The 24,180-nt window shown below is 64.4% G+C and carries 23 protein-coding genes; 19 read left to right on the top strand and 4 right to left on the bottom strand.

Annotated features, from left to right (window positions below):
- Positions 1–325 precede the first annotated feature (325 nt).
- The 6 genes from F3J15_RS27410 (at position 326) to F3J15_RS27385 (ending at position 5,164) form a co-directional block, all read left to right on the top strand.
- Positions 326–904: a YqgE/AlgH family protein gene (locus tag F3J15_RS27410; RefSeq protein ID WP_011351143.1), complete on the top strand. Its 579-nt coding sequence runs from the start codon at positions 326–328 to the stop codon at positions 902–904.
- The gene (ruvX, locus tag F3J15_RS27405; RefSeq protein ID WP_089445052.1) at positions 901–1,350 is read left to right on the top strand and encodes a Holliday junction resolvase RuvX; all 450 of its coding nucleotides are present in this window, start codon (positions 901–903) and stop codon (positions 1,348–1,350) included. Before F3J15_RS27410 ends, ruvX begins: the two co-directional genes overlap by 4 nt.
- Complete coding sequence (pyrR, locus tag F3J15_RS27400; RefSeq protein ID WP_089445053.1) at positions 1,337–1,849, top strand: bifunctional pyr operon transcriptional regulator/uracil phosphoribosyltransferase PyrR; 513 nt, start codon at positions 1,337–1,339, stop codon at positions 1,847–1,849. Before ruvX ends, pyrR begins: the two co-directional genes overlap by 14 nt.
- A 73-nt stretch (positions 1,850–1,922) precedes the next feature.
- Positions 1,923–2,954 carry an aspartate carbamoyltransferase catalytic subunit gene (locus F3J15_RS27395; RefSeq protein ID WP_006476735.1) on the top strand — a complete coding sequence of 344 codons (1,032 nt, stop codon included), beginning with the start codon at positions 1,923–1,925 and terminating at the stop codon, positions 2,952–2,954.
- A 52-nt stretch (positions 2,955–3,006) separates the two neighbouring features.
- A complete protein-coding gene (locus F3J15_RS27390) occupies positions 3,007–4,287 on the top strand; it encodes a dihydroorotase (RefSeq protein WP_089445054.1) in 1,281 nt (426 codons plus the stop codon).
- A 19-nt stretch (positions 4,288–4,306) separates the two neighbouring features.
- Positions 4,307–5,164 carry a lysophospholipid acyltransferase family protein gene (locus F3J15_RS27385; RefSeq protein WP_089445055.1) on the top strand — a complete coding sequence of 286 codons (858 nt, stop codon included), beginning with the start codon at positions 4,307–4,309 and terminating at the stop codon, positions 5,162–5,164.
- 32 nt (positions 5,165–5,196) lie between these two features.
- Here F3J15_RS27385 and F3J15_RS27380 read toward each other — a convergent pair whose 3' ends face one another.
- The gene (locus F3J15_RS27380) at positions 5,197–6,036 is read right to left on the bottom strand and encodes a symmetrical bis(5'-nucleosyl)-tetraphosphatase (RefSeq protein WP_089445056.1); all 840 of its coding nucleotides are present in this window, start codon (positions 6,034–6,036) and stop codon (positions 5,197–5,199) included.
- A gap of 339 nt (positions 6,037–6,375) precedes the next feature.
- On the opposite strand from F3J15_RS27380, the gene rfbB reads away from it, so the two are divergent.
- The 8 genes from rfbB to F3J15_RS27340 all read left to right on the top strand — a co-directional run bounded on the left by rfbB (position 6,376) and on the right by F3J15_RS27340 (position 14,474).
- Entirely contained in the window at positions 6,376–7,437 is a 1,062-nt protein-coding gene (gene rfbB, locus F3J15_RS27375; RefSeq protein WP_089445057.1) for a dTDP-glucose 4,6-dehydratase, read from the top strand.
- Between the two features lie 11 nt (positions 7,438–7,448).
- The gene (gene rfbA / locus F3J15_RS27370; RefSeq protein ID WP_089445058.1) at positions 7,449–8,342 is read left to right on the top strand and encodes a glucose-1-phosphate thymidylyltransferase RfbA; all 894 of its coding nucleotides are present in this window, start codon (positions 7,449–7,451) and stop codon (positions 8,340–8,342) included.
- Positions 8,327–8,875 (top strand): dTDP-4-dehydrorhamnose 3,5-epimerase, encoded by a 549-nt coding sequence (rfbC, locus tag F3J15_RS27365; protein ID WP_089445059.1) that lies wholly within the window; start codon positions 8,327–8,329, stop codon positions 8,873–8,875. Before rfbA ends, rfbC begins: the two co-directional genes overlap by 16 nt.
- On the top strand, positions 8,872–9,768 hold the full coding sequence (gene rfbD / locus F3J15_RS27360) for a dTDP-4-dehydrorhamnose reductase (protein WP_166895136.1): 897 nt from the start codon (positions 8,872–8,874) through the stop codon (positions 9,766–9,768). The genes rfbC and rfbD overlap by 4 nt, the downstream gene beginning before the upstream one ends.
- A 76-nt stretch (positions 9,769–9,844) precedes the next feature.
- A complete protein-coding gene (locus tag F3J15_RS27355; protein WP_166895134.1) occupies positions 9,845–10,651 on the top strand; it encodes an ABC transporter permease in 807 nt (268 codons plus the stop codon).
- A complete protein-coding gene (locus F3J15_RS27350) occupies positions 10,641–11,954 on the top strand; it encodes an ABC transporter ATP-binding protein (protein ID WP_166895132.1) in 1,314 nt (437 codons plus the stop codon). Before F3J15_RS27355 ends, F3J15_RS27350 begins: the two co-directional genes overlap by 11 nt.
- Positions 11,955–12,031: 77 nt before the next feature.
- On the top strand, positions 12,032–13,177 hold the full coding sequence (locus F3J15_RS27345) for a DegT/DnrJ/EryC1/StrS family aminotransferase (RefSeq protein ID WP_166895130.1): 1,146 nt from the start codon (positions 12,032–12,034) through the stop codon (positions 13,175–13,177).
- Entirely contained in the window at positions 13,164–14,474 is a 1,311-nt protein-coding gene (locus F3J15_RS27340) for a glycosyltransferase (RefSeq protein ID WP_166895128.1), read from the top strand. Before F3J15_RS27345 ends, F3J15_RS27340 begins: the two co-directional genes overlap by 14 nt.
- A 29-nt stretch (positions 14,475–14,503) precedes the next feature.
- Here F3J15_RS27340 and F3J15_RS37880 read toward each other — a convergent pair whose 3' ends face one another.
- Complete coding sequence (locus F3J15_RS37880) at positions 14,504–14,920, bottom strand: hypothetical protein (RefSeq protein ID WP_240159137.1); 417 nt, start codon at positions 14,918–14,920, stop codon at positions 14,504–14,506.
- Between F3J15_RS37880 and F3J15_RS27335 the strand changes: the two genes are divergently transcribed.
- Positions 14,915–15,874, top strand: coding sequence for a glycosyltransferase family 4 protein (locus F3J15_RS27335; protein WP_345891579.1), 960 nt, complete (start codon positions 14,915–14,917; stop codon positions 15,872–15,874). The genes F3J15_RS37880 and F3J15_RS27335 overlap by 6 nt on opposite strands.
- A 55-nt stretch (positions 15,875–15,929) precedes the next feature.
- Positions 15,930–17,834 carry a glycosyltransferase family 2 protein gene (locus F3J15_RS27330; protein WP_345891578.1) on the top strand — a complete coding sequence of 635 codons (1,905 nt, stop codon included), beginning with the start codon at positions 15,930–15,932 and terminating at the stop codon, positions 17,832–17,834.
- A 46-nt stretch (positions 17,835–17,880) separates the two neighbouring features.
- Here F3J15_RS27330 and F3J15_RS27325 read toward each other — a convergent pair whose 3' ends face one another.
- Together F3J15_RS27325 and F3J15_RS27320 are read right to left on the bottom strand one after the other, a co-directional pair.
- Positions 17,881–18,549, bottom strand: a complete 669-nt coding sequence (locus F3J15_RS27325) for a NeuD/PglB/VioB family sugar acetyltransferase (protein WP_089445067.1) — start codon at positions 18,547–18,549, stop codon at positions 17,881–17,883.
- 115 nt (positions 18,550–18,664) lie between these two features.
- Entirely contained in the window at positions 18,665–21,040 is a 2,376-nt protein-coding gene (locus F3J15_RS27320) for a glycosyltransferase (protein ID WP_240159135.1), read from the bottom strand.
- A 353-nt stretch (positions 21,041–21,393) separates the two neighbouring features.
- Between F3J15_RS27320 and F3J15_RS27315 the strand changes: the two genes are divergently transcribed.
- The 3 genes from F3J15_RS27315 to F3J15_RS27305 are packed head-to-tail and all read left to right on the top strand — an operon-like array spanning position 21,394 to position 24,169.
- On the top strand, positions 21,394–22,185 hold the full coding sequence (locus F3J15_RS27315) for a glycosyltransferase family 2 protein (protein ID WP_345891577.1): 792 nt from the start codon (positions 21,394–21,396) through the stop codon (positions 22,183–22,185).
- Positions 22,182–23,147 carry an SDR family oxidoreductase gene (locus F3J15_RS27310; RefSeq protein ID WP_089445070.1) on the top strand — a complete coding sequence of 322 codons (966 nt, stop codon included), beginning with the start codon at positions 22,182–22,184 and terminating at the stop codon, positions 23,145–23,147. Before F3J15_RS27315 ends, F3J15_RS27310 begins: the two co-directional genes overlap by 4 nt.
- Positions 23,148–23,152: 5 nt before the next feature.
- Positions 23,153–24,169 (top strand): glycosyltransferase family 4 protein, encoded by a 1,017-nt coding sequence (locus F3J15_RS27305; protein ID WP_089445071.1) that lies wholly within the window; start codon positions 23,153–23,155, stop codon positions 24,167–24,169.
- The last annotated feature ends 11 nt before the right edge of the window (positions 24,170–24,180 follow it).

Here is a 24,180-nt window from a genome sequence, read left to right as displayed (position 1 = left end):
CGCTCGCCGACGGCGGCCTCGATGCACACGGCCACGCGTCCGACATGCTGCGCGCGGCGCTGCTGAAGATTGCGGCCGGCGTTGCGCCGCCGGACCTCACGGCGGTGTCCGGCGCGCTCGGCGCGGCGCTCGGACGGGCCTGACGAACAAGGGGACGAACACGCGCCGGCGGCCCTTGCCGCGCGGGCCCGCAACACGCTGCCGACAGCGCCCGCGCGCGTGTTAGAGTGCCGTGTGATCCGTGCGCGCCGTTGCCAGCGCGGTGCGGCGTTGCTTGTTGATCGCGGCCCGGTCAGGCCGCGGCGTCTTTGCTAAAATTCAAACCATGTCAAAGCCTTCCGATCGCATCAATCTCACCAACCAGTTCCTGATCGCCATGCCGAACATGGCCGATCCGACGTTCTCGGGAACGGTGGTCTATCTTTGCGATCACAGCGAGCGCGGTGCGCTCGGCCTCGTCATCAATCGTCCTACCGACATCGACCTCGAATCGCTGTTCAACCGCATCGACCTGAAGCTCGACATCGAGCCGCTGCTGCACATCCCGGTGTACTTCGGCGGCCCGGTCCAGACCGAGCGCGGTTTCGTGCTGCACGAGCCGGTGGAGGGCGCGAGCTACAACTCGTCGATGTCCGTCGAGGGCGGGCTGGAGATGACCACGTCGAAGGACGTGCTGGAGGCGGTCGCGACGGGCACCGGCCCGAAACGCTTCCTGCTGACGCTCGGCCATGCGGGCTGGGGGGCAGGGCAGCTCGAGGAAGAAATTTCCCGCAACGGCTGGCTGACCGTGGCCGCCGATCCGCGCATCGTGTTCGACACGCCGGCCGAAGAGCGCTTCGAAGCCGCACTCGGCCTGCTCGGCGTCAGCTCGTCGATGCTGTCCGGCGAAGCAGGGCACGCATGAGTGGCGCGAGTGCGCGCGATGCGACGTTCCTCGCGTTCGACTACGGCGAAAAACGTATCGGCGTCGCGGTCGGCAATGCGCTGACGCGCTCGGCCCGCGCGCTCGTCGTGATCCAGAACCTGAACCGCGAACACCGCTTCAAGGCGGTCGGCGACCTGCTGGCCGAATGGCGGCCGGACGCGCTCGTCGTCGGCCTGCCGATGCATCCGGACGGCACGCCGCACGACATGACGCAGCAGGCGAAGCGCTTCGGCAACCAGCTGAACGGCCGCTTCGGGCTGCCCGTCACGTGGGTCGACGAGCGCTATTCGTCGGTCGAGGCCGAGGCCGGGCTGCGCGAGCGCAATGTGCGCGGCCGCGCACGGGCCGACATGCTCGATGCCGAGGCCGCGCGCGTCATCCTTCAACAGTATTTCGATCAATCGTCCGACCATGAGCACCATTGACGCCGAGGCGCTTTACCGCGTCCTGCTCGACCAGATCCGCGCCGCGTACGGCACGGCTTTCGCCGAACCGGGCGGCCCGCGGCTCGCCGGCATTCACAGCGGCGGCGCATGGCTTGCCGAGCGCCTCGCGCGCGACCTCGGCGCGACGGCGTTCGGCGTCGTGAACGTCGCGCTGCACCGCGACGATTACGCGAAGAAGGGGCTGCACAGCCAGGCCAGCCCGACGTCGCTGCCGTTCGAGGTCGACGGCGCGCGCATCGTGCTCGTCGACGACGTGCTGTTTACCGGGCGCACCGTGCGCGCGGCACTCAACGAGCTGTTCGACTATGGCCGTCCGGCCGCGGTCGAGCTCGCGGTGCTCGCCGATCGCGGCGGCCGCGAGCTGCCGGTCGCCGCGCGCTTCGCGGGCGGCGCGCTCGACGTGCCGGCCGGCGCGACGCTCGTGCTCGCACGCGACGATGCGCAGTTCACGCTGCGCGTCGAGGCGCACGGCGCCTGAACGACACGCGAACCGTATCCCGGGCCGCTGGTTTGCACCGCGGCCCGTTTGCATAGTTGGAATCACGCACACCATGACCACCGACACCACTGGCCGCACCGGCAATCCCGCTGCGGCCGCGAGCCCCGACCGGTTCCGCTACGGCTTCCTGAAGGGCAACCCGCAGCTCACGAAAAACGGCGAACTGAAGCACCTGCTGTCGATCGAGGGCCTGCCGCGCTCGATCGTCAACCACATCCTCGATACGGCCGAGCAGTTCGTCAGCGTGACGGACCGTGAAGTGAAGAAGGTGCCGCTGCTGCGCGGCAAGTCCGTGTTCAACCTGTTCTTCGAGAACTCGACGCGCACGCGCACGACCTTCGAGATCGCCGCGACGCGCCTGTCGGCCGACGTGCTGAACCTGAACATCAATGCGTCGTCGACGAGCAAGGGCGAATCGCTGCTCGACACGATCAACAACCTGTCGGCGATGCATGCCGACCTGTTCGTCGTGCGCCACGCGTCGAGCGGCGCGCCGTACCTGATCGCCGAGCACTGCGCACCGCACGTGCACGTGATCAACGCCGGCGACGGCCGCCATGCGCACCCGACGCAGGGCCTGCTCGACATGTACACGATCCGTCACTACAAGCGCGACTTCACGAAGCTGCGCGTGGCGATCGTCGGCGACATCCTGCATTCGCGTGTCGCGCGCTCCGACATCCACGCGCTCACCACGCTCGGCGTGCCGGAAGTGCGCGCGATCGGCCCGCGCACGCTGCTGCCGGGCGGTCTCGAGCAGATGGGCGTGAAGGTGTTCCACAACCTCGACGAAGGGCTGAAGGGCGTCGACGTGATCATCATGCTGCGCCTGCAGAACGAGCGGATGAGCGGCGCGCTGCTGCCGTCCGCGCAGGAATACTTCAAGACCTGGGGCCTGACGCCCGAGCGCCTCGCGCTCGCCGCGCCCGACGCGATCGTGATGCACCCGGGCCCGATGAACCGCGGCGTCGAGATCGATTCGCAGGTCGCCGATGGCCCGCAGTCGGTGATCCTCAACCAGGTCACGTTCGGCATCGCCGTGCGGATGGCGGTGATGGGCATCGTCGCCGGCAACAGCGACTGAGCCCGCTTTCGCGCCTCCTTATTCACGCAATCAACGCATTCACAGACAGCGCATGAAGATTCATATCAAAGGCGGCACGCTGATCGACCCGGTCGCCGGCACCGAGCAGCGGGCCGACGTATTCGTCGCGGACGGCAAGATCGCCGCGCTCGGCACGGCGGCGCCGGCCGGTTTCAACGCGGACAACACGATCGACGCGGCGGGCCTGATCGTCGCGCCCGGCCTCGTCGACCTGTGCGCGCGGCTGCGCGAGCCCGGCTACGAACACAAGGCGACGCTCGCGTCCGAGATGGCCGCGGCCGTCGCGGGCGGTGTCACGACCCTCGTGTGCCCGCCGGATACCGACCCCGTGCTCGACGAGCCGGGCCTCGTCGAGATGCTCAAGTTCCGTGCGCGCAACCTGCACCAGGCGAACGTGCATCCGCTCGGCGCGCTGACGGTCGGCCTCAAGGGTGAGGTGATCACCGAGATGGTCGCGCTGACCGAGTCCGGTTGCGTCGGCTTCACGCATGCCAACGTGCCGGTGCGCGACACGCAGGTGCTGCTGCGTGCGCTGCAGTACGCGAGCACCTACGACTACACCACGTGGCTGCGCCCGCAAGACGCCTTCATCGGCCGCGGCGGTGTCGCCGCGAGCGGTGCGCTGGCGTCGCGGCTCGGGCTGTCCGGCGTGCCGGTCGCGGCCGAGACGATCGCGCTGCACACGATCTTCGAACTGATGCGCGTGACGGGCGCACGCGTGCACCTCGCGCGGCTGTCGTCGGCAGCCGGCCTCGCGCTCGTGCGCGAGGCGAAGGCCGAGGGGCTGCCCGTGACCTGCGACGTCGGCGTGAATCACCTGCATCTGATCGACGTCGACATCGGCTACTTCGATTCGCAGTTCCGGCTCGATCCGCCGCTGCGCAGCGAGCGCGATCGCGAAGCGATTCGCGTGGCGCTCGCCGACGGCACGATCGATGCGATCTGCTCCGACCACACGCCGGTCGACGACGACGAGAAGCTGCTGCCGTTCGGCGAAGCGACGCCGGGCGCGACCGGGCTCGAGCTGCTGCTGTCGCTGACGCTGAAGTGGGCCGACGAGACGCGTACGCCGCTTGCGCAGGCGCTGCGCCGCATCACGTCCGCACCGGCCGACGTGCTGAAGCTGCCGGCCGGCCGCCTTGCCGAAGGCGGCGCGGCCGACCTGTGCGTGTTCGATCCGCGTGCCCACTGGCGTGTCGAGCCGCGGGCGCTGAAGAGCCAGGGCCACAACTCGCCGTTCCTCGGCTACGAACTGCCGGCCACCGTGCGCGCGACGCTCGTGGCCGGGCGGGTCGCGTTCGAGCGCCACTGAACCACGCCGGACTATCGCCATGATTGCCATTCGCAAGCTGCGTCTCGTCTTTCACCTGTTGCGCGGCATGGCGATCGTCGCGCTGCGTTTTTCGCACGTCACACCCGCGCGCCGCGCCGAGCTGATACGCCGCTGGTCGCTCAAGCTGCTGCGGATCTGCGGGATGCGCCTCGTCGTCCATAACGACAGCGCGCGGCTCGACGCGAGCGCGCTCGTGGTCGGCAATCACGTGTCGTGGCTCGACATCTACACGGTCAACGCGTGGCGGCCGACGCCGTTCGTGTCGAAGGCCGAGGTGCGGCAGTGGCCGGTGGTCGGCTGGCTCGCCGAGAAGCTCGACACCGTGTTCCTGCAGCGCGAGAAGCGCACCGAGGCGATGCGCGTCATGCACGAGATGGCCGAGCGCCTGCGCAACGGCGGGCTGATGTGCGTGTTTCCGGAAGGGACGACGACCGACGGGCAGGAGCTGCTGCCGTTCCACGCGAACCTGTTCCAGGCCGCGGTATCGGCCGGCTGCGCGGTGCAGCCGATCTGCCTGATGTACGAGGACGCGCAGCGGCGGCAGTCGGTCGCGCCGGCCTACACGGGCGAACTGGCGCTCGGCACGTCGCTCGACATGGTGTTGCGCGGCGGCCCGCTCGTCGCGCACCTTTACGTGTGCGAACCCATCGCGCCGGGCGGCGACCGGCGGGCGACGTCCGCGGCGGCGCGCGATGCGATCGCGGCTGCGCTTGCAAAGCTGCAGGAGAAGGTTGGCAAGCCGACGGCCGAGTCGCTCGCGGAATTGCAGAAGCATGCGTATCCAGCGACGGAACTCGGTGCCGGTGCGGCAGGCGACGAGGCGGCTGACGCACCCGTGCCGGGGCGTGAGGGTTGACGCGCGTTCAGGCGACGCGGGTCAGCCTTTAATCACTCTCCGCCCGGCGCGCGGCACGCTTCGCATTGCACCTGCGTGACCGTGCGCTGCGCCGGATCGGCCGTCAGCCGTACGGCCGACAGCTGGTTCCCCCACACACACCCTGAATCGAGCGCGATGACGTTCTCGCGCACCATCAGGCCGAGCGCGGCCCAGTGGCCGAACACGACCGTCACGTCCTCCGTGCGGCGCCCCGGTACGTCGAACCACGGCAGGTAGCCAGGCGGCGCGCTGCCGGGGCCGCCGTTCGCCTTGAAGTCCATCGCACCGTCGGGCGTGCAGAAGCGTACGCGCGTGAACGCATTGAATGCCACCCGCATCCGGTCGCGTTTCTTCAGGTTCGGATGCCACTGGTTCGGTTCGTTCCCGTACAGGTGCTGCAGCGTGTCGCGCCAGTCCGGCGCGCGCAGTGCCCGCTGCAGTTCGTCGGCGAGTTCCAGCACGAGGGTCGCATCCCACTGCGGCAGCACGCCCGCATGCACGAGCAGCATCCCGTTCTCCGCATGCACGAACGGGCGGTGACGGACCCAGTCGAGCAGCGCATCGGCGTCGGGCGCGTCGAGGATCTCGCCGATGGTGTCGCCCGGGCGTTCGGTGCGCAGGCCGGCGGAGACCGCGAGCAGGTGCAGGTCGTGATTGCCGAGCACGACGGTCGCGCGCGGGCCGAGGTCGACGAGTGCGCGCAGCGCGGCGAGGGAGTCCGGGCCGCGGTTGACGACGTCGCCGGCGATCCAGAGGGGCGTGTCGGCGGGGGCTGAAAGCTTTTCTAACAAAGACTGGAAGGCGGAATGACAGCCTTGGATGTCGCCGATGGCGATGGGGGCGGGAAGCATGAGGGTCAGATCGTGCCGAAACGGGGTGAACTGGGGAGAATCGTATGAATATAAGGTAGCGCCATGGCTGTTCCACATCGGGCGGCCCGCCAGGCATGCGATTCTTCGTGGCGAAAAGGGTCCTCGCGCTGTATCAAGTTGTTAGCAGCATGGAGTTGGCACCGGCTGGATTCCTATAATTGACATTTTCACTCTGAAATTAACATCTCGTGACTTTGCTGGTATGACGACCGGTTAAAATGCCGGGCCTGATCGGCCGAGACTCGGCCACTGTGACATGACAAGAAGTGCGACGAGCGCCTGCCTGGCGCGCCGCACATTATTACTAGAGGACGTTTCATGATCCTGGTTACCGGCGGCGCGGGTTTTATCGGTGCCAACTTTGTACTCGACTGGATGGGCGTCTCGGACGAAGCCGTGCTCAACGTCGACAAGCTGACCTATGCGGGCAATCTGCGGACGCTGGCACCGCTCGACGGGAATCCGGATCATGTGTTCGCTCGTGTCGATATCTGCGATCGCGCGGCACTCGATGCGCTGTTTGCCGAGCATCGGCCGCGCGCCGTGATCCATTTTGCCGCCGAGAGCCACGTCGACCGCTCGATCCACGGGCCGGCCGATTTCGTGCAGACCAACGTCGTCGGCACGTTCACGCTGCTCGAAGCAGCGCGTACGTACTGGAATGGCCTGAACGACGCGAACAAGGCAGCATTCCGCTTCCTGCACGTGTCGACCGACGAGGTGTTCGGGTCGCTGTCCGCGACCGACCCCCAGTTCTCGGAAACGACGCCTTACGCCCCGAACAGCCCCTATTCGGCGACAAAGGCCGGCTCCGACCATCTGGTGCGTGCGTATCATCACACGTACGGCCTGCCGACGCTCACAACGAACTGCTCGAACAACTACGGTCCGTACCAGTTCCCGGAGAAACTGATCCCGCTGATGATCGCAAATGCGCTCGCCGGCAAGCCGCTGCCGGTCTACGGCGACGGCCAGAACGTGCGCGACTGGCTGTACGTCGGCGATCACTGCAGTGCGATCCGCGAAGTGCTTGCGCGCGGCGTGCCGGGCGAGACGTACAACATCGGCGGCTGGAACGAGAAGAAGAACCTCGACGTCGTGCACACGCTCTGTGATCTGCTCGACGCGGCGCGGCCGAAGGCGACGGGCTCGTACCGCGATCTGATCACGTACGTGACGGACCGCCCGGGCCATGATCGCCGCTATGCGATCGATGCGCGCAAGCTCGAGCGCGAGCTTGGCTGGAAGCCGGCCGAAACGTTCGAGACCGGGCTCGCGAAGACCGTGCGCTGGTATCTCGACAATCAGGGATGGGTGGACGAGGTCGTGTCCGGCGATTACCGCAAGTGGGTCGAAACGAACTATGCGCAACGCACGTGAGGATCTGATCGATGGCACGTAAAGGCATTATTCTCGCCGGCGGCTCGGGCACGCGGCTGTATCCGATTACCCACTCGGTGTCGAAGCAGCTGCTGCCGGTGTACGACAAGCCGATGATTTACTACCCGCTTTCGACGTTGATGCTCGCGGGAATTCGCGACGTGCTGGTCATTTCGACGCCGGCGGACACGCCGCGCTTCGAGGCGTTGCTGGGCGACGGCTCGAAGTGGGGGATGAACCTGCAGTACGCGGTCCAGCCGTCGCCCGACGGGCTCGCGCAGGCGTTCATCATCGGGCGGGATTTCATCGGTAACGATCCGAGCGCACTGGTGCTCGGCGACAACATCTTCCACGGTCACGATCTCGCGAAGCAGCTTCACGCGGCGAATGGGCGTACCGACAGCGCGACCGTGTTTGCCTATCACGTGCAGGATCCGGAGCGCTACGGCATCGTCGAATTCGACGACCAGATGCGCGCGATGTCGATCGAGGAGAAGCCGGCCCAGCCGCGCTCCCGCTACGCCGTGACCGGTCTCTATTTCTACGACAACGACGTGTGCGACATTGCGGCTGACATCAAGCCGTCAGCGCGCGGCGAGCTCGAAATCACCGACGTCAATTCCCGTTATCTCGCGGCAGGCAAGCTGCAAGTGGAGATCATGGGGCGCGGCTACGCATGGCTCGACACGGGCACGCACGATTCGCTGATGGAGGCCGCGGCTTTCATCGCGACCCTGCAGAAGCGCCAAGGCCTCGTGGTGGCATGCCCGGAGGAGATTGCATACCGAATGGGCTGGATCGATGCCGAGCGCCTGCTGACGCTCGCCGCGCCTCTCGCCAAGAACGCGTACGGGCAATATCTGAAGAACCTACTGACGGACAAGATTCTATGGCAATCACGGTAACTTCCACGGCAATTCCGGACGTCAAGCTGATCGAGCCCAAAGTCTTCGGCGACGCTCGCGGGTATTTCCTCGAGAGCTTCAATCAGCGGGAATTCCGTGAGCAGGTTGCGGATGTCGAGTTCGTTCAGGATAACGAGTCGCGCTCGGTCAAGTCCGTGCTGCGCGGGATGCACTATCAGGTCCGCCATGCGCAGGGCAAGCTGGTCCGCGTCGTCGAAGGCGAAGTGTTCGACGTCGCCGTCGATCTGCGTCGTTCCTCGCCGACGTTCGGCAAATGGGTTGGCAGTGTTCTGTCCGCGGAAAACCACCTTCAGATGTGGGTGCCTGCCGGATTTGCGCACGGCTTTCTGGTGATGTCCGAGGCGGCGACGTTTCAATACAAGACGACCGATTTCTGGTATCCCGAATTCGAGCGCGTGCTGCTTTGGAACGACGCACACGTTGGCATCGACTGGCCGCTCGACGGCGCTCCGGTGATCGCACCGAAGGATCTCGCCGGCACCGTGCTGGCGGATCTGGAGGCCTACGCATGAAGATTCTCGTGACGGGTGCGAACGGGCAGGTCGGATGGGAGCTCGTGCGTGCGCTGCAACCGCTGGGCCAGGTGGTAGCCGCGACACGTCAAGTCGTTGATCTCGGCGATGCGGCGGCCATCGCTGCATATGTCGACGCGCTCGCGCCCGATCTCGTGGTCAATGCGGCTGCCTATACCGCGGTGGATCGCGCCGAGGACGAGCCCGACTCTGCATTTGCAATCAACCGCGATGCGGCGGGCGCGCTCGCGCGTGCCACCCGGAAGCGTGGCGCATTGCTGATCCACTTCTCGACCGACTATGTGTTCGACGGGAGCAAGCAGACGCCGTATGCCGAGAGCGACGACGTCCGCCCGCTGAACGTTTACGGCGCGAGCAAGCTGGCCGGCGAACAGGCGATCGCCGAAGCCGGCGGCGACTGGCTCGTGTTCCGCACGTCGTGGGTCTACGCGTCGCGCGGCCAGAATTTCCTGCGCACGATGCTTCGGCTGGGTGCGAGTCGCGAGACCCTGTCGGTCGTCAGCGATCAGTTCGGCGCGCCGACGAGCGCGCGCATGATTGCGGACCTGACCGCGCACGCGGCGGCGAAAGCGCTCGTCGAGCAGCGGGCGGAATTGTTCGCGAGCGGCCTCTATCACATGACGGCGCAAGGCTCGACGACCTGGCACGCGTTCGCGGAAGCCATTTTTGCCGGCGCCAGAAGCCTGTCCCCACAGATAGGCCTGTCTGTCCGCGAAGTGAAGCCGATCCCCGCAGCCGAGTATCCGGCGAAGACGCCGCGTCCGACCTTTTCGGTGCTCGACAATACGCGGTTCGACGAGCGTTTCGGATTGCATCGGCCGCAGTGGTCGGACGGGCTTGCGCTCGTCCTCGCGGAACTGTTCGATGCCTGATGCCGCCCTGCCCGGGCGGTGCACATCACATCTCATGCCGAGTCGTTCGTGCGGCATGGTTTAGCTAGAGATTGTCATGCGGGAAATCATTCAACCATCACTGCCTATCTGGCGGCATCGCCGCCTGATCCTCCAAATGGCGCGCCGCGAAGTGGTCGGCCGATATCGCGGCTCGGTGCTCGGCCTGCTGTGGTCGTTCTTCAACCCGCTGCTGCTGCTGACCGTCTATACGTTCGTGTTCAGCGTGATTTTCAAGGCGCGCTGGAATACCGGATCCGATTCGAAGACGGAATTTGCAGTCGTGCTATTCGTCGGGATGATCATGTTTCAGGTGTTCTCGGAAGCCGTGAACCGTGCGCCATCACTGATCATCAGTAACGCGAACTACGTGAAGAAGGTCGTGTTCCCGCTCGAGGTGCTGCCTGTCGTCGCATTGCTTGTCGCGCTGTTCCATGCCGCGATCAGCTTCTGCGTGCTGGTGCTCGCGATGCTTGTGCTGGGTTTCCAGGTGCATCTCACGATCCTCTATTTCCCGCTGATCGTATTGCCGTTCATCCTGTTCACCCTCGGTGTCTGCTGGTTCCTGGCGTCGCTGGGCGTGTTCATCCAGGATATCGGCCAGTCGATCGGGCTCGTGACGACGGTGCTGATGTTCCTGACGCCGGTGTTTTATCCGGTGAGCTCGTTGCCGGCCAGTTACCAGCGTATCGTCAGAATGAATCCGCTCGCGTTCGTCATCGAGCAAAGCCGCAACGTCGTGATCTTTGGAGGCGTGCCGAGCTGGACCGGTGTGTTGGTGATGGTGATCGTCAGTGTCGGCGTCGCGGTACTGGGCTACCAATGGTTTAATCGCACGCGGAAAGGATTCGCAGATGTCCTCTGATCTTGCAGTCAGCGTGAAGGATCTGAGCAAGGTCTTTCATATTTACGATAACCCGCGCGCACGCCTGATGCAGATGCTGTTCGGCTCCCGCAAGCAGTATTACCGGGAATTCTGGGCGTTGCGCGATGTCTCGTTCGATATCGCGCGGGGTGAGACGGTGGGGATTGTCGGCCACAACGGCTCCGGCAAGTCCACGCTGCTCCAGGTGATCTCGGGGACGCTCGCGCCGAGCACCGGCAACGTCGAAACGAACGGTAAGGTTGCCGCGCTGCTCGAGCTCGGGTCGGGCTTCAATCCCGAGTTCACCGGTCGCGAAAACGTGATGCTGTACGGCCAGATTCTCGGGATGAGCGAGGAGGAGCTGGAAGAGAAGTATCCGGCCATCGTCGATTTCTCCGAGATCGGCGATTTCGTCAACCAGCCGCTGAAGACGTACTCGTCGGGCATGTACGTGCGCCTCGCATTTTCGGTCGCGATCCACGTCAATCCGGACATCCTGATCGTCGACGAGGCGCTGTCGGTCGGCGACGCGCTGTTCCAGGCGAAGTGCATGGCCGTGATGAAGAAGTTGATGGATCGCGGCACGACGCTGCTGTTCGTCAGCCACGACCCGGGTTCGGTGAAGGCACTGTGCAACCGCGCGATCCTGCTCGATCACGGCAACATGCTTGCCGTCGGATCGACGGACCATGTGATCGAATCGTATTACTCGTCCTATGTCCGCAAGAAGCAGCACGTGATTGCCGACGACGAGGCGCCGTCGACGCAGATCGCCGAGCTCGACGCCGACCTCAACGACGGCGCGGACGAGTTCCAGAAGCAGGCGGCGTTTCAGCGGATCCGCAACGGCCGCGCGAGCTTCGTCAACGTGCAACTGCTGAACGAGCAGGGGCGCGCGACGCGCCAGGTTACTTACGGCGACACCGTGACGCTGAGAATGGTCGTGAGCGTCGAGGAAGACTTGCCGCTGCTGGCATTCGGCTATCACCTGCGCGACAAGAACGGGTTCGATATCGCGTACTCGGACACCGGCCTCGAGCACGCGCATTTGTACGACGTGCATGCGGGCGAAGTCCACGTGGTCGACTGGACGTTCAAGGTATCGCTGCGCGGCGGCGATTACAGCATCAGCGCCGCCACGTCGGTGCCGACCGACCTGAGCATCGGCCAGGTCGACACGTGCGATCATGTGCCGATCGCCGTGCAATTCAACGTCTCGCGCGGCACCTATCTGCCGCTTTATGGCGCCGTGCATTTCGACAACAAGGTCCAGACGCGGCTGTTGTCGAAGACGGTAGCCTGACGCAGCGTTGGCCGGCAGCGGATCCGGCGCCGGGGCCGGCGTGCGGATCCGCACGAGGAATCAATCAGGAGTGCCCTATGAGACAAAAGCCGGATGGTTTCGCCAATCCGATCTATGTGACGAAACCGATGTTGCCGCCGCTCGGCGAGTTCACGTCGCAGCTGGAAGACATCTGGGACAGCGCGTGGCTGACGAACGGCGGTGCGAAGCACGCCGCACTGGAGGCAGCGCTCGCGAAGCGGCTCGGTGCCCGGCACTTCTCGCTGTTCAACAACGGGACGAGCGCACTGCTCGTCGCTTGCCAGGCGCTGCGGCTCGCCGGAGAAGTCATCACGACGCCGTTTACGTTTCCCGCGACGCCGCATGTGCTGCACTGGAACAACGTGACGCCGGTCTTCTGCGACATCGATGAGGAAACGCTGACCATCGACCCGGCGGTGGCCGAAGCGCTGATCACGCCGCGCACGACGGGTGTGCTCGGCGTGCATGTATACGGGATGCCGTGCGACGTGAACGCGTTCGAGCGCATTCGCGAGCAGTACGGCGTCAAGGTGCTCTACGACGGCGCGCACGCGTTCGGCACGGAAATCGACGGCAAGCCGGTCGCCGAGTTCGGCGACGCGACGATGTACAGCTTCCACGCGACGAAGCTGTTCCACTCGGCCGAAGGCGGCGGGCTGGCAATGGCTGACGAGGCGATGAAGCGGCGCGTCGATCTGCTAAAGAATTTCGGCATCTTGAACGAGACCGAAGTCATCATGCCGGGCACCAACGGCAAGATGAACGAAGTACAGGCGGCACTGGGTCTCGTCAATCTCACCCATTACGATGCCGAGCATGCCGCGCGGCAGCGCGTTGCCCAAGTTTACCTGAGCCGCCTGGACGAGATTCCCGGCATCACGTGCTTCCGGCTGCCTCCGAACGTCGGCCATAGCATGCAGTATTTCATCGTGCGCGTGAACCCGCAGGCATGCGGCGTGTCGCGCGATCGGTTGTACGACATGCTGAAGCAGTTCAACGTGTTTTCGCGGCGCTATTTCTACCCGCTTTGCAGTGAGCACAATTGTTATCGCGCGCTACCGAGCGCCGATCCTGGGAGATTGCCGATTGCGACGCGCGTGTCGCGCGAAGTGCTGGCGTTGCCGCTGTACGGTGAACTCGGGGAAGACGGGGCGAATCGCATCGTCGACATCATTCAATACATCTGCAATGGCAAACAGTAATTATTCGACCGGAGATTCGCGGCCGCGTGTCAGCGTTCTCACGACGTCTTACAACTACGGCAGATTCATCGGGGAGACGATCCGGTCGGTGCTGTCCCAGACGTACGCGTCGTGGGAACTGATCATTGTCGACGACTGTTCGACAGACGATTCCTGGGAGGTCATCCAGCAGTTCGATGACCCGCGGATTCGCGCGATGCGCCAGGAGCGCAACCAGGGCGCGTGCGCGGCGTACAACACGGCGCTGCGTCTCGCGTCCGGCGAATTCATCGCGAGCCTGGATTCCGACGACGTGTTCGTGCCCGAGAAGCTTGCCGCGCAGGTTGCGTTCATGGACGCCCATCCGGGTGTCGATATCTGCGGCAGCTTCATGGCGGAGATCGATGCGTCGAGCCAGCCGGTCGACCCCGACAAATGCTTTTATGCGCCGTGGTTCAATCAGGATCTCGACCTGAATGCGCCCGATAGCTGGGTGTGGGAGAACCACCTGTGCCATTCGACCGTGCTGGTCAGGAAATCCACGCACGACCGGATCGGCTTTTTCCGGGAGGACCTGACCTACTCGCCAGACTGGGATTTCTGGCTTCGTTCGCTCGCCGGCGGCGCCCGGTTTCATGTGATGAAGGACGCGCTCCTCCTCTACCGTGCGCACGGCGGCAACGTGACGCATCGCAATCGCGATGCGCTGATGTGGGAGTATGCGGATATCTCCGGCGGCGTCGTGCACCCGTACCTCGAGCGGATCGAGCGCTTCGACCTGCTCCGCAAGAGCATGGAGTCGTTCGTCGGGCGCTTCTTCGAGATTGACGGCGACTGGCGGCGGTTCCTGGAGCTGATCGAGATGCTGCGCGTGTACGACCGTCACGAGGACACGTTCAGGATTCCGCCGCATCTGTTCTTCAATGGCGAACTGACAGCGTTCGTCACGAGACTCGCGTCCGGGTGGTCGCCGCAGGCTTTTGCCGCCGTTCGCGAGCGCCTGTCGAAGCCGAAGGGTGCGTACGATGGTTCGGCGCCGGCGCCGGCGGCGGACGCGCAGGCGGCCGCAGGCGCCGCGACGTTTCAACTGCTGATTCGAGGCGAGCGCGACCGTGCGCTTGCCGAACTGGATCAGGTGCGTACCGAGCACGAACGTGTCGCCGCGGAACTCGAGCACGCGAAAGCGGAGCTGCGTGCCGCGGCCGACCGGGAAGGGCGGCTCACCGCCAGCCTGGCTGACGCGCAGACGGAACTCGATCGTGTCAGGGGCACCATCTGGGGCAAGGCGGATAATCTGTACCGGCGCCTGAGCCGATAGCCCATGCACCAGCGAATGATTCAAGATATCTAACCATGCCGCGATACCAGCATCTTCTGTACTTTGCACAACGCGTCTACCATCGCCTGCCGTTGAGCCAGGAGGCGAAGTGGCGCGTCCGCAAGGCCATTTCGCCGGTTATCACGTCGTTGCGCCACGGCAAGTCGATTCGTCAGGCGCTGCGGTCTGCCGTCACGCGTGAGGTGTTGCTCGACCACGCGCGTGAGTCGCGCCTGCAACACTTGATGCTCGACCTCGCGCAGCATGGCGTGAGAAATGTCAGCCATGTCATTGCCGTGCCGTTCCTTGGAACGGGGGGCGCGGAGAATGTCGCGCTCAATTTCTCGAAAGCGCTCCGCGAGATCCATCCGGACCGTCAGGTCCTGCTCGTCGTTGCCGATCGCGATCTGGTCGACGAGCGCGTTGCGCGGATCGACGGTGTGCATGTGGTCGTCCTGCGCGATTTCACGCGCGACGATTCGTACGCGCTGAAGCAGGCGCTGCTGTACGACATGCTGCTGGCGATCCGGCCCGCCGTATTCCACAACATCAACAGCGAGGTCGCGTGGAACGCGGTCATCGCGCAAGGGCCTCAGCTCAAGGAAGTCACGCGCCTGTTCGCCAGCATTTTCGCGTTCCAGTTCGCCGAGGACGGAAAGAGCAAGATCGGCTACGCGGCCTATTTCCTGCAACCGGGGCTGCCGGCGCTGACTGCGCTGCTGTCCGACAACCAGCGCTTCGTGACCGATGCACGCGCCGAGTACGGCCTCGGGCAGCAGGGCGACAAGCTGCGCGCCGTGTACAACCCCAGCCGCTTGGCGACCGCCGGGTGGAAGGCCCGGGCGCTCGCGCGCATCGCGAGCCGCGGGCAGGACCTGGCGGGGCAGCGCCCTGCGTTTCTGTGGGCCGGGCGGCTCGACAAGGAGAAGCGCATCGACCTGTTGCTGGCGCTCGTGCAGGCGTGCCCGCACATCGATTTCTACGTCTACGGCCAGGCTGTCGTCAACGTCAGTGAGCAGCTTCCCGATCTCGCGAACCTGCATCTGATGGGGCCGTTCACGTCCCCGGACGAGTTGGTGCGCGACCGCGCGTACACCGGCTTCATCTTCACATCGAAATGGGAAGGTATGCCGAATATCCTGCTGGAAATCGGCACATTGGGCGTACCGATCATCGCGCCGTCGGTCGGCGGCGTGGGCGAGCTGATATCGGATTCGACCGGATATCTGCTGTCGGAGAAGCCGGATGTCGCCGATTATCGCGCGGCGATGGAATCAGTCATTTCGAATTCGCAGGAAGTCGAAGCACGCGCACGCGCGCTCGTCGAGCTGATCGACGAGCGGCATACGTGGCAGCGGTTCGTCGAGCATGTCAAGGAGTTGGAAGGTTATGGGATCTGACCGGAAAGAATCGGGCACGGACGACTCGCGTGATTTGTCGTTGCCGCTCGTATCGGTGGTAATCCCCTGTTTCAATCAGGCGCAGTATCTGAATGAGTCGATCTCGTCGGTGCTCGACGCATACCGCGGGCCGTTGGAAATCATCGTCGTCGACGACGGCAGCACGGCATCCCGGACCGATATCCACTTACGTGCGGCGGAAGCGCTGTCGCCCGCAGTACGGGTGATTTCGCAGCAGAACGCGGGGCTTTCGGGCGCGCGCAACACGGGTATTGCCGCTGCGAACGGCGAATTCGTGCAATTGCTGGACGCGGACGACCTCATCGTTCCGCCGAAGCTCGACTTGCAGGTTGCGCATTTCCAGGTGGCGAATGCGCTCGACGTATCGGTGTCCAACTTCCTGTTGTGTGACGATTCCCGCTCGGTCTTTTCGAAGCATGACGAGGCGATCGCACATTCGGCGCTCGTGCTGTCCGATTTTCTGTACAAATGGGAGCGCGGCTTCGCGATTCCGATTCATTGCGCACTGTTCCGCCGCGCCGTGCTGCTGGACACGCCGTTCGATACATCCGCGCGCGCCAAGGAAGACTGGCTGTTCTGGTGCGGCCTGAGTGCGCGCGGCGCACGGATGGCCTATATCAACGCGCACAACGCGATCTACCGGCAGCACGCGCAAAGCATGCGCCGGTCCTATGTGAAGATGGGCAAGAGCTGGCTGCACGCGGCTGCCAAGATCGACGCGATGGTGTCCGCGCGCGAACCGGCGTTTTTCGAGTCTGCGGTCGACTGGTTCGAGAATTTCTATCGGAAGCACCCTGCGTACGCAGAGGAAATCGCGCAGTTGCGCGGCCTCCCGCGTGCAGCCGGATCGGGCGCTGCCGCGACGCCGGCCGTTCCCGTCGATCTGCACGCGCAGAAGCTCGCGCGCTTGCAGGCGGCCATCGCGAAGATGCCGGTGTCGGCGGCGCCGCTCATCAGCGTCGTGATCCCCGCATACAACCATTTCGACTATATCGATGGTTGCCTGCTGTCCGTTATCGAGCAGCAGGACGTCGCATTCGAGATCATTTGCGTCGACGATTGTTCTCCCGATGCGCGTACGACGGCGCTGTTGCGCGCGTTGCAGGGAACTCACCCGAACGTGCGGATTGTCCTCAACAGCGAGAACAAGGGCATTTCGCGCACGCAGAACGAGGCGGTCGCGCAGGCGGTCGGAGAATACGTTGCCTTCGTCGATTGTGACGATGCATTGGCGCTCGGCGCGCTGTCTCGTGTCGCGCAAGTCGTGACGCAGGGGCAGCCATGCGATTACCTGTTCACGGACCGGTTCGACATCGACGAAAGTGGCAACGAAATCCGGCGGGCCGACTACGGCGGATATCCGGCTATTGAGTTCAGGAACGACGAGGGCATCAAGGACGATCTGCTCGACGGCATGGTCGCGTCGCACCTGAAGGTCATTCGACGCGATGCATATCTGCAGTCAGGTGGTTCGATCGACGCGTATTCCGGCATCCAGGATTGGGAACTGGCGCTGAAGATCGCGGAATTCGGCAGCTTCCACTACCTGCATGAGCCGCTCTATCGGCATCGGATCCATACGCGATCCGTCACGTCGTCGGACAGCGTCGGCCAGTTCAGGAAGACCAATATCGTTCGCCGGCAGTTTGCCGCCAGATGGCTCTGTGGCGGGCGCGATCGAACCGGGCCGGTCGAGCGGTTTTCGAGCGACGCGAGATCGATGCCGTCGATTGCTCAACTGAAGGAAGCGTGGCGGCAGGGGCGACGATGCGAGATGTTCGTCGCGGCGGACGCACCGCCTCCCGTGCTCAATTTCCTGCGGGAATTCAATTCGTACTTCGACCGCATCGTGTGGACGAGTGCCGAAACCTATGCGGGCCTGCTCGGGTACGTGCAGCCAGGTGTGATGGTCGCGCACGGACAGGAGCAGCCTGACTGACCGCGGCGGCGCGCGACGCGCACACCACGGCGTGCGCCTGCGCGGTTCACGCCGGCCGTTTCACCATCGGCGCAGCCGGGTTGCCGACAACGGTCATGCCCGGTGGTACGTCCTTGGTCACGACGGCCCCCATACCGATCACCGCACCCTTGCCGATCGTCAGGGGTTTGTCGGGCGTGCCTTGCTTCAGCACCGCGCCCGTACCGATGTAGGCATCGTCTTCGATCACGATCCGGCCGTTGCAGGCGACGCGCGGAGCGAACGTCACAAAATCGCCGACTACGCAGTCGTGAGCGACATAGCTGTAGATGTTGCACTGGAAATGGCGGCCGATCTTGATATCCGATGTGCACATCGAGAAATCGCAGAACACCGCACCCTCGCCAACCTCGACGTTGTCGAGCGACACATGCGAACCGGCAGTCAGTGATCCGAACGCGAGGCCTTCGCTTTCGCAGCGCTGGACTAGCGTGCGGCGGGCCGCGGACGAGCCGAGCGACACGACGACCGCGCGGTCGCGATGCGCCGGCGTGATGAGGGCATCGAAGGAAATGACTTCGACGCCATTTTGGACGGTGCCGATTTCCGACGGCGTGTCGGAGACGAAGACGATTCCGGATGCCGAACCGGTACCGGTCCGGGCTTGATGTTGCCGTGCCAGCGGCAGGATCTCGCGCCCGAACCCGCCGCACCCGTAAATAGCGATTCGCTCCATCATTTACTCCGGTCTGAATGGGGAGCAGTCTAAAGGTAGCGATACACGGCGGGCAACCTCATTATGCGGGTTGCCCGACCGGCTTGCGCGGTATGGCGGCGGCACGGACCGGCGATCACCTTCCTGTAAACGGCCGCATGATCGCCCGCAGCAGCGGACCCAGTACCGGAATCCGGTGAAGGCGCAGATACGCGCGATAGATGATGAATATCCGTGCGCGCTGAAACGCGACCCACTGGTTCGCGTACTGCCGCAGTTCGACGGACTCGTTCCTGAGGAGATCGGCTTCGCGCGCATGAACGAGCAGCTTTGCGCGCGCGTCTGCGAGTTCCCGTCTCAATCGACGCAGTTCTTCCTGGTTTTCCGCGGACGAAGCGGCTTGATCGGCGGGCACCTGGGCAGGCGGATGGGATTCTTGATGGGAGGCATTCATACCGAATATCCGCTGAATGTTCGCGACGTACTGTGCGTCGCCGTGCTTGTCGTGAACGTAGTCGGAAGCGCGCTTCGACAGCGCTCCGAGCAGATCGGGTTGTGCGTACAGGCGCTCGACGGCCTCCCGATACGCGTCGACGGCTTCGTCGATGTCGTTGGATGCCTCGATGAGCATGCCGGTTTGACCGTCGAGCACGGCTTCGCCGATGCCGCCGATGTTCGGTGCGATGACCGGGAGTCCCGAGCCCATGGCTTCGAGAATCACGTTCGGCAATCCGTCGAACCACGACGTATAGACGAGCGCGTCGTACTCGTGCAGCGGAAGATCCGCGAACGCCGAGAACGGCCCTTTGTAGTTTGCGCCGGTCAAGTCGATTTCGAAGCCTGGCGTGATGCCGCCATACAGGTCGAGCGTGATGCCGTTGCCGCTCTGTGCGAAGTACTTCGACAGCGCGACGGCCAGCTGCGGCCGCTTCTGGCCGTCCAGCCGCGACGCCCACAGCAGGCGTCGTCGCGGTGTCGCATGAATCGTCGGCTCCTTGACGCCGTGCAGCAGCGCGGGGAGATTGATCCAGCGGGACGCGCTGGCGCCGAAGATGAACTTGTCGTCGACGACCGTCTGTTCGTTGTCGGTGACGATCCGTGTGATGTGCTGGATGTTGTTCGTCAGAAACTCGACCGCGCCGCCCGAAATGATCGAGACGTCGTCTTCGTAGACGCGCGTGTCGCAGAAACGATAGTACGTGACATCACGTCCGCTGAATTGCGCGAAATGGCGGCTCAGCATGCGATGCGAAAACACGCACGCACGAATGTGCAGCCGGGCGTCGGGCGCCGCTGAGCGAATCAGGCGTGCGGTGATGCGATCGCGTTGACGATCGTCGAGATCCTTGCCGAGCACCGCGACGTCGATGAAGATCGCAGCGTCTGGCAGCCGCGACAGCCACGCATGCTTGTCCATTGGTTCGCCGGACAGCACGAGGATGCGTTTCGATGCACCGCTTGCCAGCAGGCCGTTCATTACGTCGAGAACGTAGCGCTCCGCGCCGCCGGCGGGCAGGAACGGAATCAGGAACACGTCCGTAATCGGTCCGGCGTCGCGAATGGCTTCGCACATTTCGTAGTAGACCGCGGAGGGCTCGGGCGTCGACCACATCGCGCTCGTCTGGCTGCCGTGCCGCAGCGACAACGTATCGACGGCAGGATCGATCCGGTTGGCGGCTTCGGTCATATCCGACAGCATCCGGCTGCCGAGGAACTTCTGCTTGACGTCGTACCACGGCGGCAGCGTACGTTCGCCGGCGCGATACGCGCGATAATCGTCGGCGAATACGCGCAGGTAGACATCCGGGGCGAACAGGTTGGTGTCCGGCGTTTCGAGCTCGACGCTCTGGTTGCGCGCGGTTGCCATGATGCTTTGCTGGCGCTGACGATAGTACAGAACCGTATCGGGGATGTAGTGCGCCTTCATCCCGAGCGCAATCGCACACGAATTGAAGTGCCAGTCTTCGAATGCGTGGCCGCGTTGCGTGTCGCAGTGAACGTACTTGAGACGATCGAATGTCGAGCGATGGAAGAACACGCGCGACACGTACGGATGGATGTCCGCAAGCAGGAACGGCATCAGATCCGCTTCGCCGTACTCGGTAATGAAGTACATCGAACCGAATGCGATCAGGTACTGCGGGAACAGCAGGGCATCGTTGCCGTACTGCTTCGCAGCCGCTAGCGCTTCGACGAAGAAATTGAACGACACGAGATCGTCGGCGTCGGCCGTGGCGAAATATTCGCCTCGTGCAATTGCGCAACCGGAGTTTCGGCTCAGGCCCAGCGACCGGTTCGAGACCTCGATCGTCTGGACCCCATCAAAACTGGAGAAATCTGCCGACGCGATGACGGAGCGGGTCGCTTCGTTCGGGTTATCAAGGACGACGACAATTTCCAGGGTGATACCGCGGGCTCTTGCGAAGTCTGCCGCTTCAGTCAGGGACCGCAACGTCCGGTTGATGATGCCGCCCTCATTGTGGGCGTTGAGAATCACCGAAATATCAAACATAGGGTGCAGCTGGCCGGATGCGTATCGAGGTCACGCATTATATACAGAAGCATTTGGCGTTTCGGCGCGCGCACCCGCCCGCGGGGGCGGGGGCAGCGCACGCGAGGGCTGCCCGCTCCGTGCAGATGAGCCCCTGCCTTGTGCCCCTTTTTCCGGTCATGGCGCCTGTGGCGCGCGCCGCCACGTCATAATTGCTACAAATGGCAATCTCGGTTGCGCGGGCTGGCCTGCCTGCGCACACTAGTAACGCGCCTTACGCGCAAAATGTAAACAATAGTCAGCACGTGACTTCTCATCCGCAAGCATCCACTCGCTCACCGCACCCCGTCGACGAAATACTGTCGATTTCCATCGTGACGTACCATCCGGACGAGGCACTCCTCGCTCGTACGTTCTCCAGCCTTCGTGCGGCGTGCGCGCGTCTCCGGGCCGTGCGCGGCGGCGGTGCCATCAGCGTTTGCCTTGTCGACAACGGCGGCTTGCCGGATTTCGCAGCCGATCTTGCCGCATTCGAGCAGGCCGGCATCTCCTGTAGCGTGCTGTCCGGTCACGGCAACGTTGGCTACGGACGCGGGCACAACCTTGCGATGGAAGCGGCACGCAGCCGCTATCATCTGATCCTGAATCCCGATATCGACCTCGAGCCGGATGCGCTCGTGCACGCGCTCGACTTTCTCGACGCGCATCCTGAAGCAGGTTTGCTGTCGCCGCGCATCGGTGACGAATCGGGACGGATCCAGTATCTGTGCCGCCGCTATCCGGCGCTGGTGGATCTTCTGGTCAGGGGATTCCTGCCTGCGGCCTTGCGCCCGCCGTTCGAGCGACGGCTGGCAAGTTACGAGATGCGCGACCGTATCAATGAAACCGACGTCGTGTGGGATCCGCCTATCGTCAGCGGCTGTTTCATGCTGTTCCGCACCGATGTGCTCGTGCGTCTGCAGGGCTTCGATCCACGCTATTTCCTCTACTTCGAGGACTACGACCTCAGCTTGCGGACCGGTGAGTGCGCACGAACGGTCTACCTGCCGCTGGCGCGCGTGATTCATCACGGCGGCGGCGCATCCCGCAAGGGTTCCGCGCACATCCGCATGTTCGCGGCGTCGGCGTTCAAGTTCTATAACCGCTTTGGCTGGAGGCTGTGGTGACTCGCATCGTCGTGACGGGGGCAAACGGCTTCGTCGGCCGTGCGGTCTGCCGGCTGGCGCTCGCGGCAGGACATACGGTCACGGCGCTGGTACGCCGTCCCGGCGGATGCGTCGACGGCGTTCGCGAGTGGGTGCATGACGCGCCGGATTTCGCCGGGCTCGCGCACGCGTGGCCGGATGATCTGGAGGCCGATTGCGTGATCCACCTGGCCGCGCGTGTCCATGTGATGCACGACGAATCGCCAGATCCGGATGCCGCGTTCGAGGCGACCAACGTCGCAGGGACGCTGCGCGTTGCCGAAGCGGCGCATGCGCACGGCGCACGCCGCTTCGTATTTGCCAGCAGCATCAAGGCAATCGCCGAGGGCGATCGCGGCGTGCCGCTCGCGGAGGACATCGTACCCGCACCGCAGGATCCATACGGCCGTTCGAAACTGCATGCGGAGCAGGCACTCGCGCAATTCGGGCGGCAGGCGGGCATCGATGTAGTCACCGTCCGTCCGCCGCTCGTCTACGGCCCCGGCGTGCGGGCCAACTTCCTGCGAATGATGGACGCCGTCGCGCGAGGATTGCCGCTCCCGCTCGGCGCGATCGAGGCACGCCGCAGCCTCGTCTATATCGACAACCTCGCTGACGCGCTGCTGCGGTGCGCAACCGATCCAAGGGCAGCGGGCGAGTGCTTTCATGTCGCCGACGACGACGCGCCGTCGGTGGCCGGGTTGCTGAGGCTGGTCGGCGACGCGCTCGGCAGGCCGGCACGGCTGTTCCCTGTACCGGCCGCGATGCTACGCACGCTCGGCAGGCTGACCGGCCGCAGCGCCGCCGTCGACCGCCTGACGGGCAGCCTGCAGCTCGACACCGGCCGCATGAAGCGCATGCTCGACTGGCGACCACCTTATACGACGAGACAGGGCCTCGAGGCGACCGCCGCGTGGTATCGTTCGCGCGACAAACAGAAATAGACAATATGCATCCCGCGATTACCACGTGGCTCACGGTGGCCGGCGTCGCAATAGCCGCTGCCTTCGCCTCGACCCTTATCCTGCGGACGCTGCTCGCGACGGGGCTGGCCTGGCGCCTCGCGACCGATATTCCGAACGACCGTTCGCTGCATACACTGCCGACGCCGCGTGTGGGCGGCTGGGGCATTGTGCCGGTGTCCGTGATCGCAATGCTGTGGCTCGCGCCGTCGATGTGGCTGGTCGCCGTGGCCGCTGCGGGCCTCGCCGCGCTGTCGCAACTCGACGATCGGCGCGGGCTGCCCGCGCGGGTCCGGTTCGCGGCACACCTTGCCGCGGTCGTCGCGCTGATCGTCGTCTATCCGGCCGCCGCGCCGTGGTGGCTTCTCGTCGGCATCGGTTTCGGAATGGTTTGGCTGACCAATCTGTACAATTTCATGGACGGCGCGGACGGCCTTGCCGGTGGCATGGCGCTATTCGGCTTCGGCGCGTATGCGGCCGCCGCCCTGGCGGGCGCGCAGCCGGAGCCGGATCTCGTGGCGGGCGGCGCGGCGATCGCAGGCGCCGCGTTCGGCTTCCTGCTGCTGAATTTCCATCCAGCGAAGCTGTTTCTCGGCGACGCGGGCTCGATTCCGCTTGGGTTCATGGCGGGCGCGCTCGGTTACTGGGGGTGGCGAGGCGGGGTCTGGCCGATCTGGTTTCCGGCGATGGTGTTCTCGCCCTTTATTGCGGATGCATCTGTAACACTTGCGAGACGTTTGTTACGCGGCGAAAAGTTCTGGCAGGCGCACCGGGAGCATTATTATCAGCGCATGGTTCGCTCCGGCACCGGTCATCGGCGCACTGCCATCTACTGGTACCTCGTGATGCTCGCGGGCATAATTGTAGCCCTGTGGGCGTTGGGCCGTCCCACACTGCAGCAGTGGGGGCTGTTTGTCGCCTGGTATGGCGTTCTTGCGTGCATCGGTTGCGTGATCGACGCGCGCTGGCGCCGTGTCGGCATGGCCACCGAAAACAAATCTTGAGGTCTCCCGCC

Origin of the sequence: Burkholderia sp. Ap-955, from assembly GCF_011753045.1 — a bacterium.
GTDB lineage: Bacteria > Pseudomonadota > Gammaproteobacteria > Burkholderiales > Burkholderiaceae > Burkholderia > Burkholderia lata_D.
This window is presented reverse-complemented; position numbering and strand designations above follow the sequence as displayed.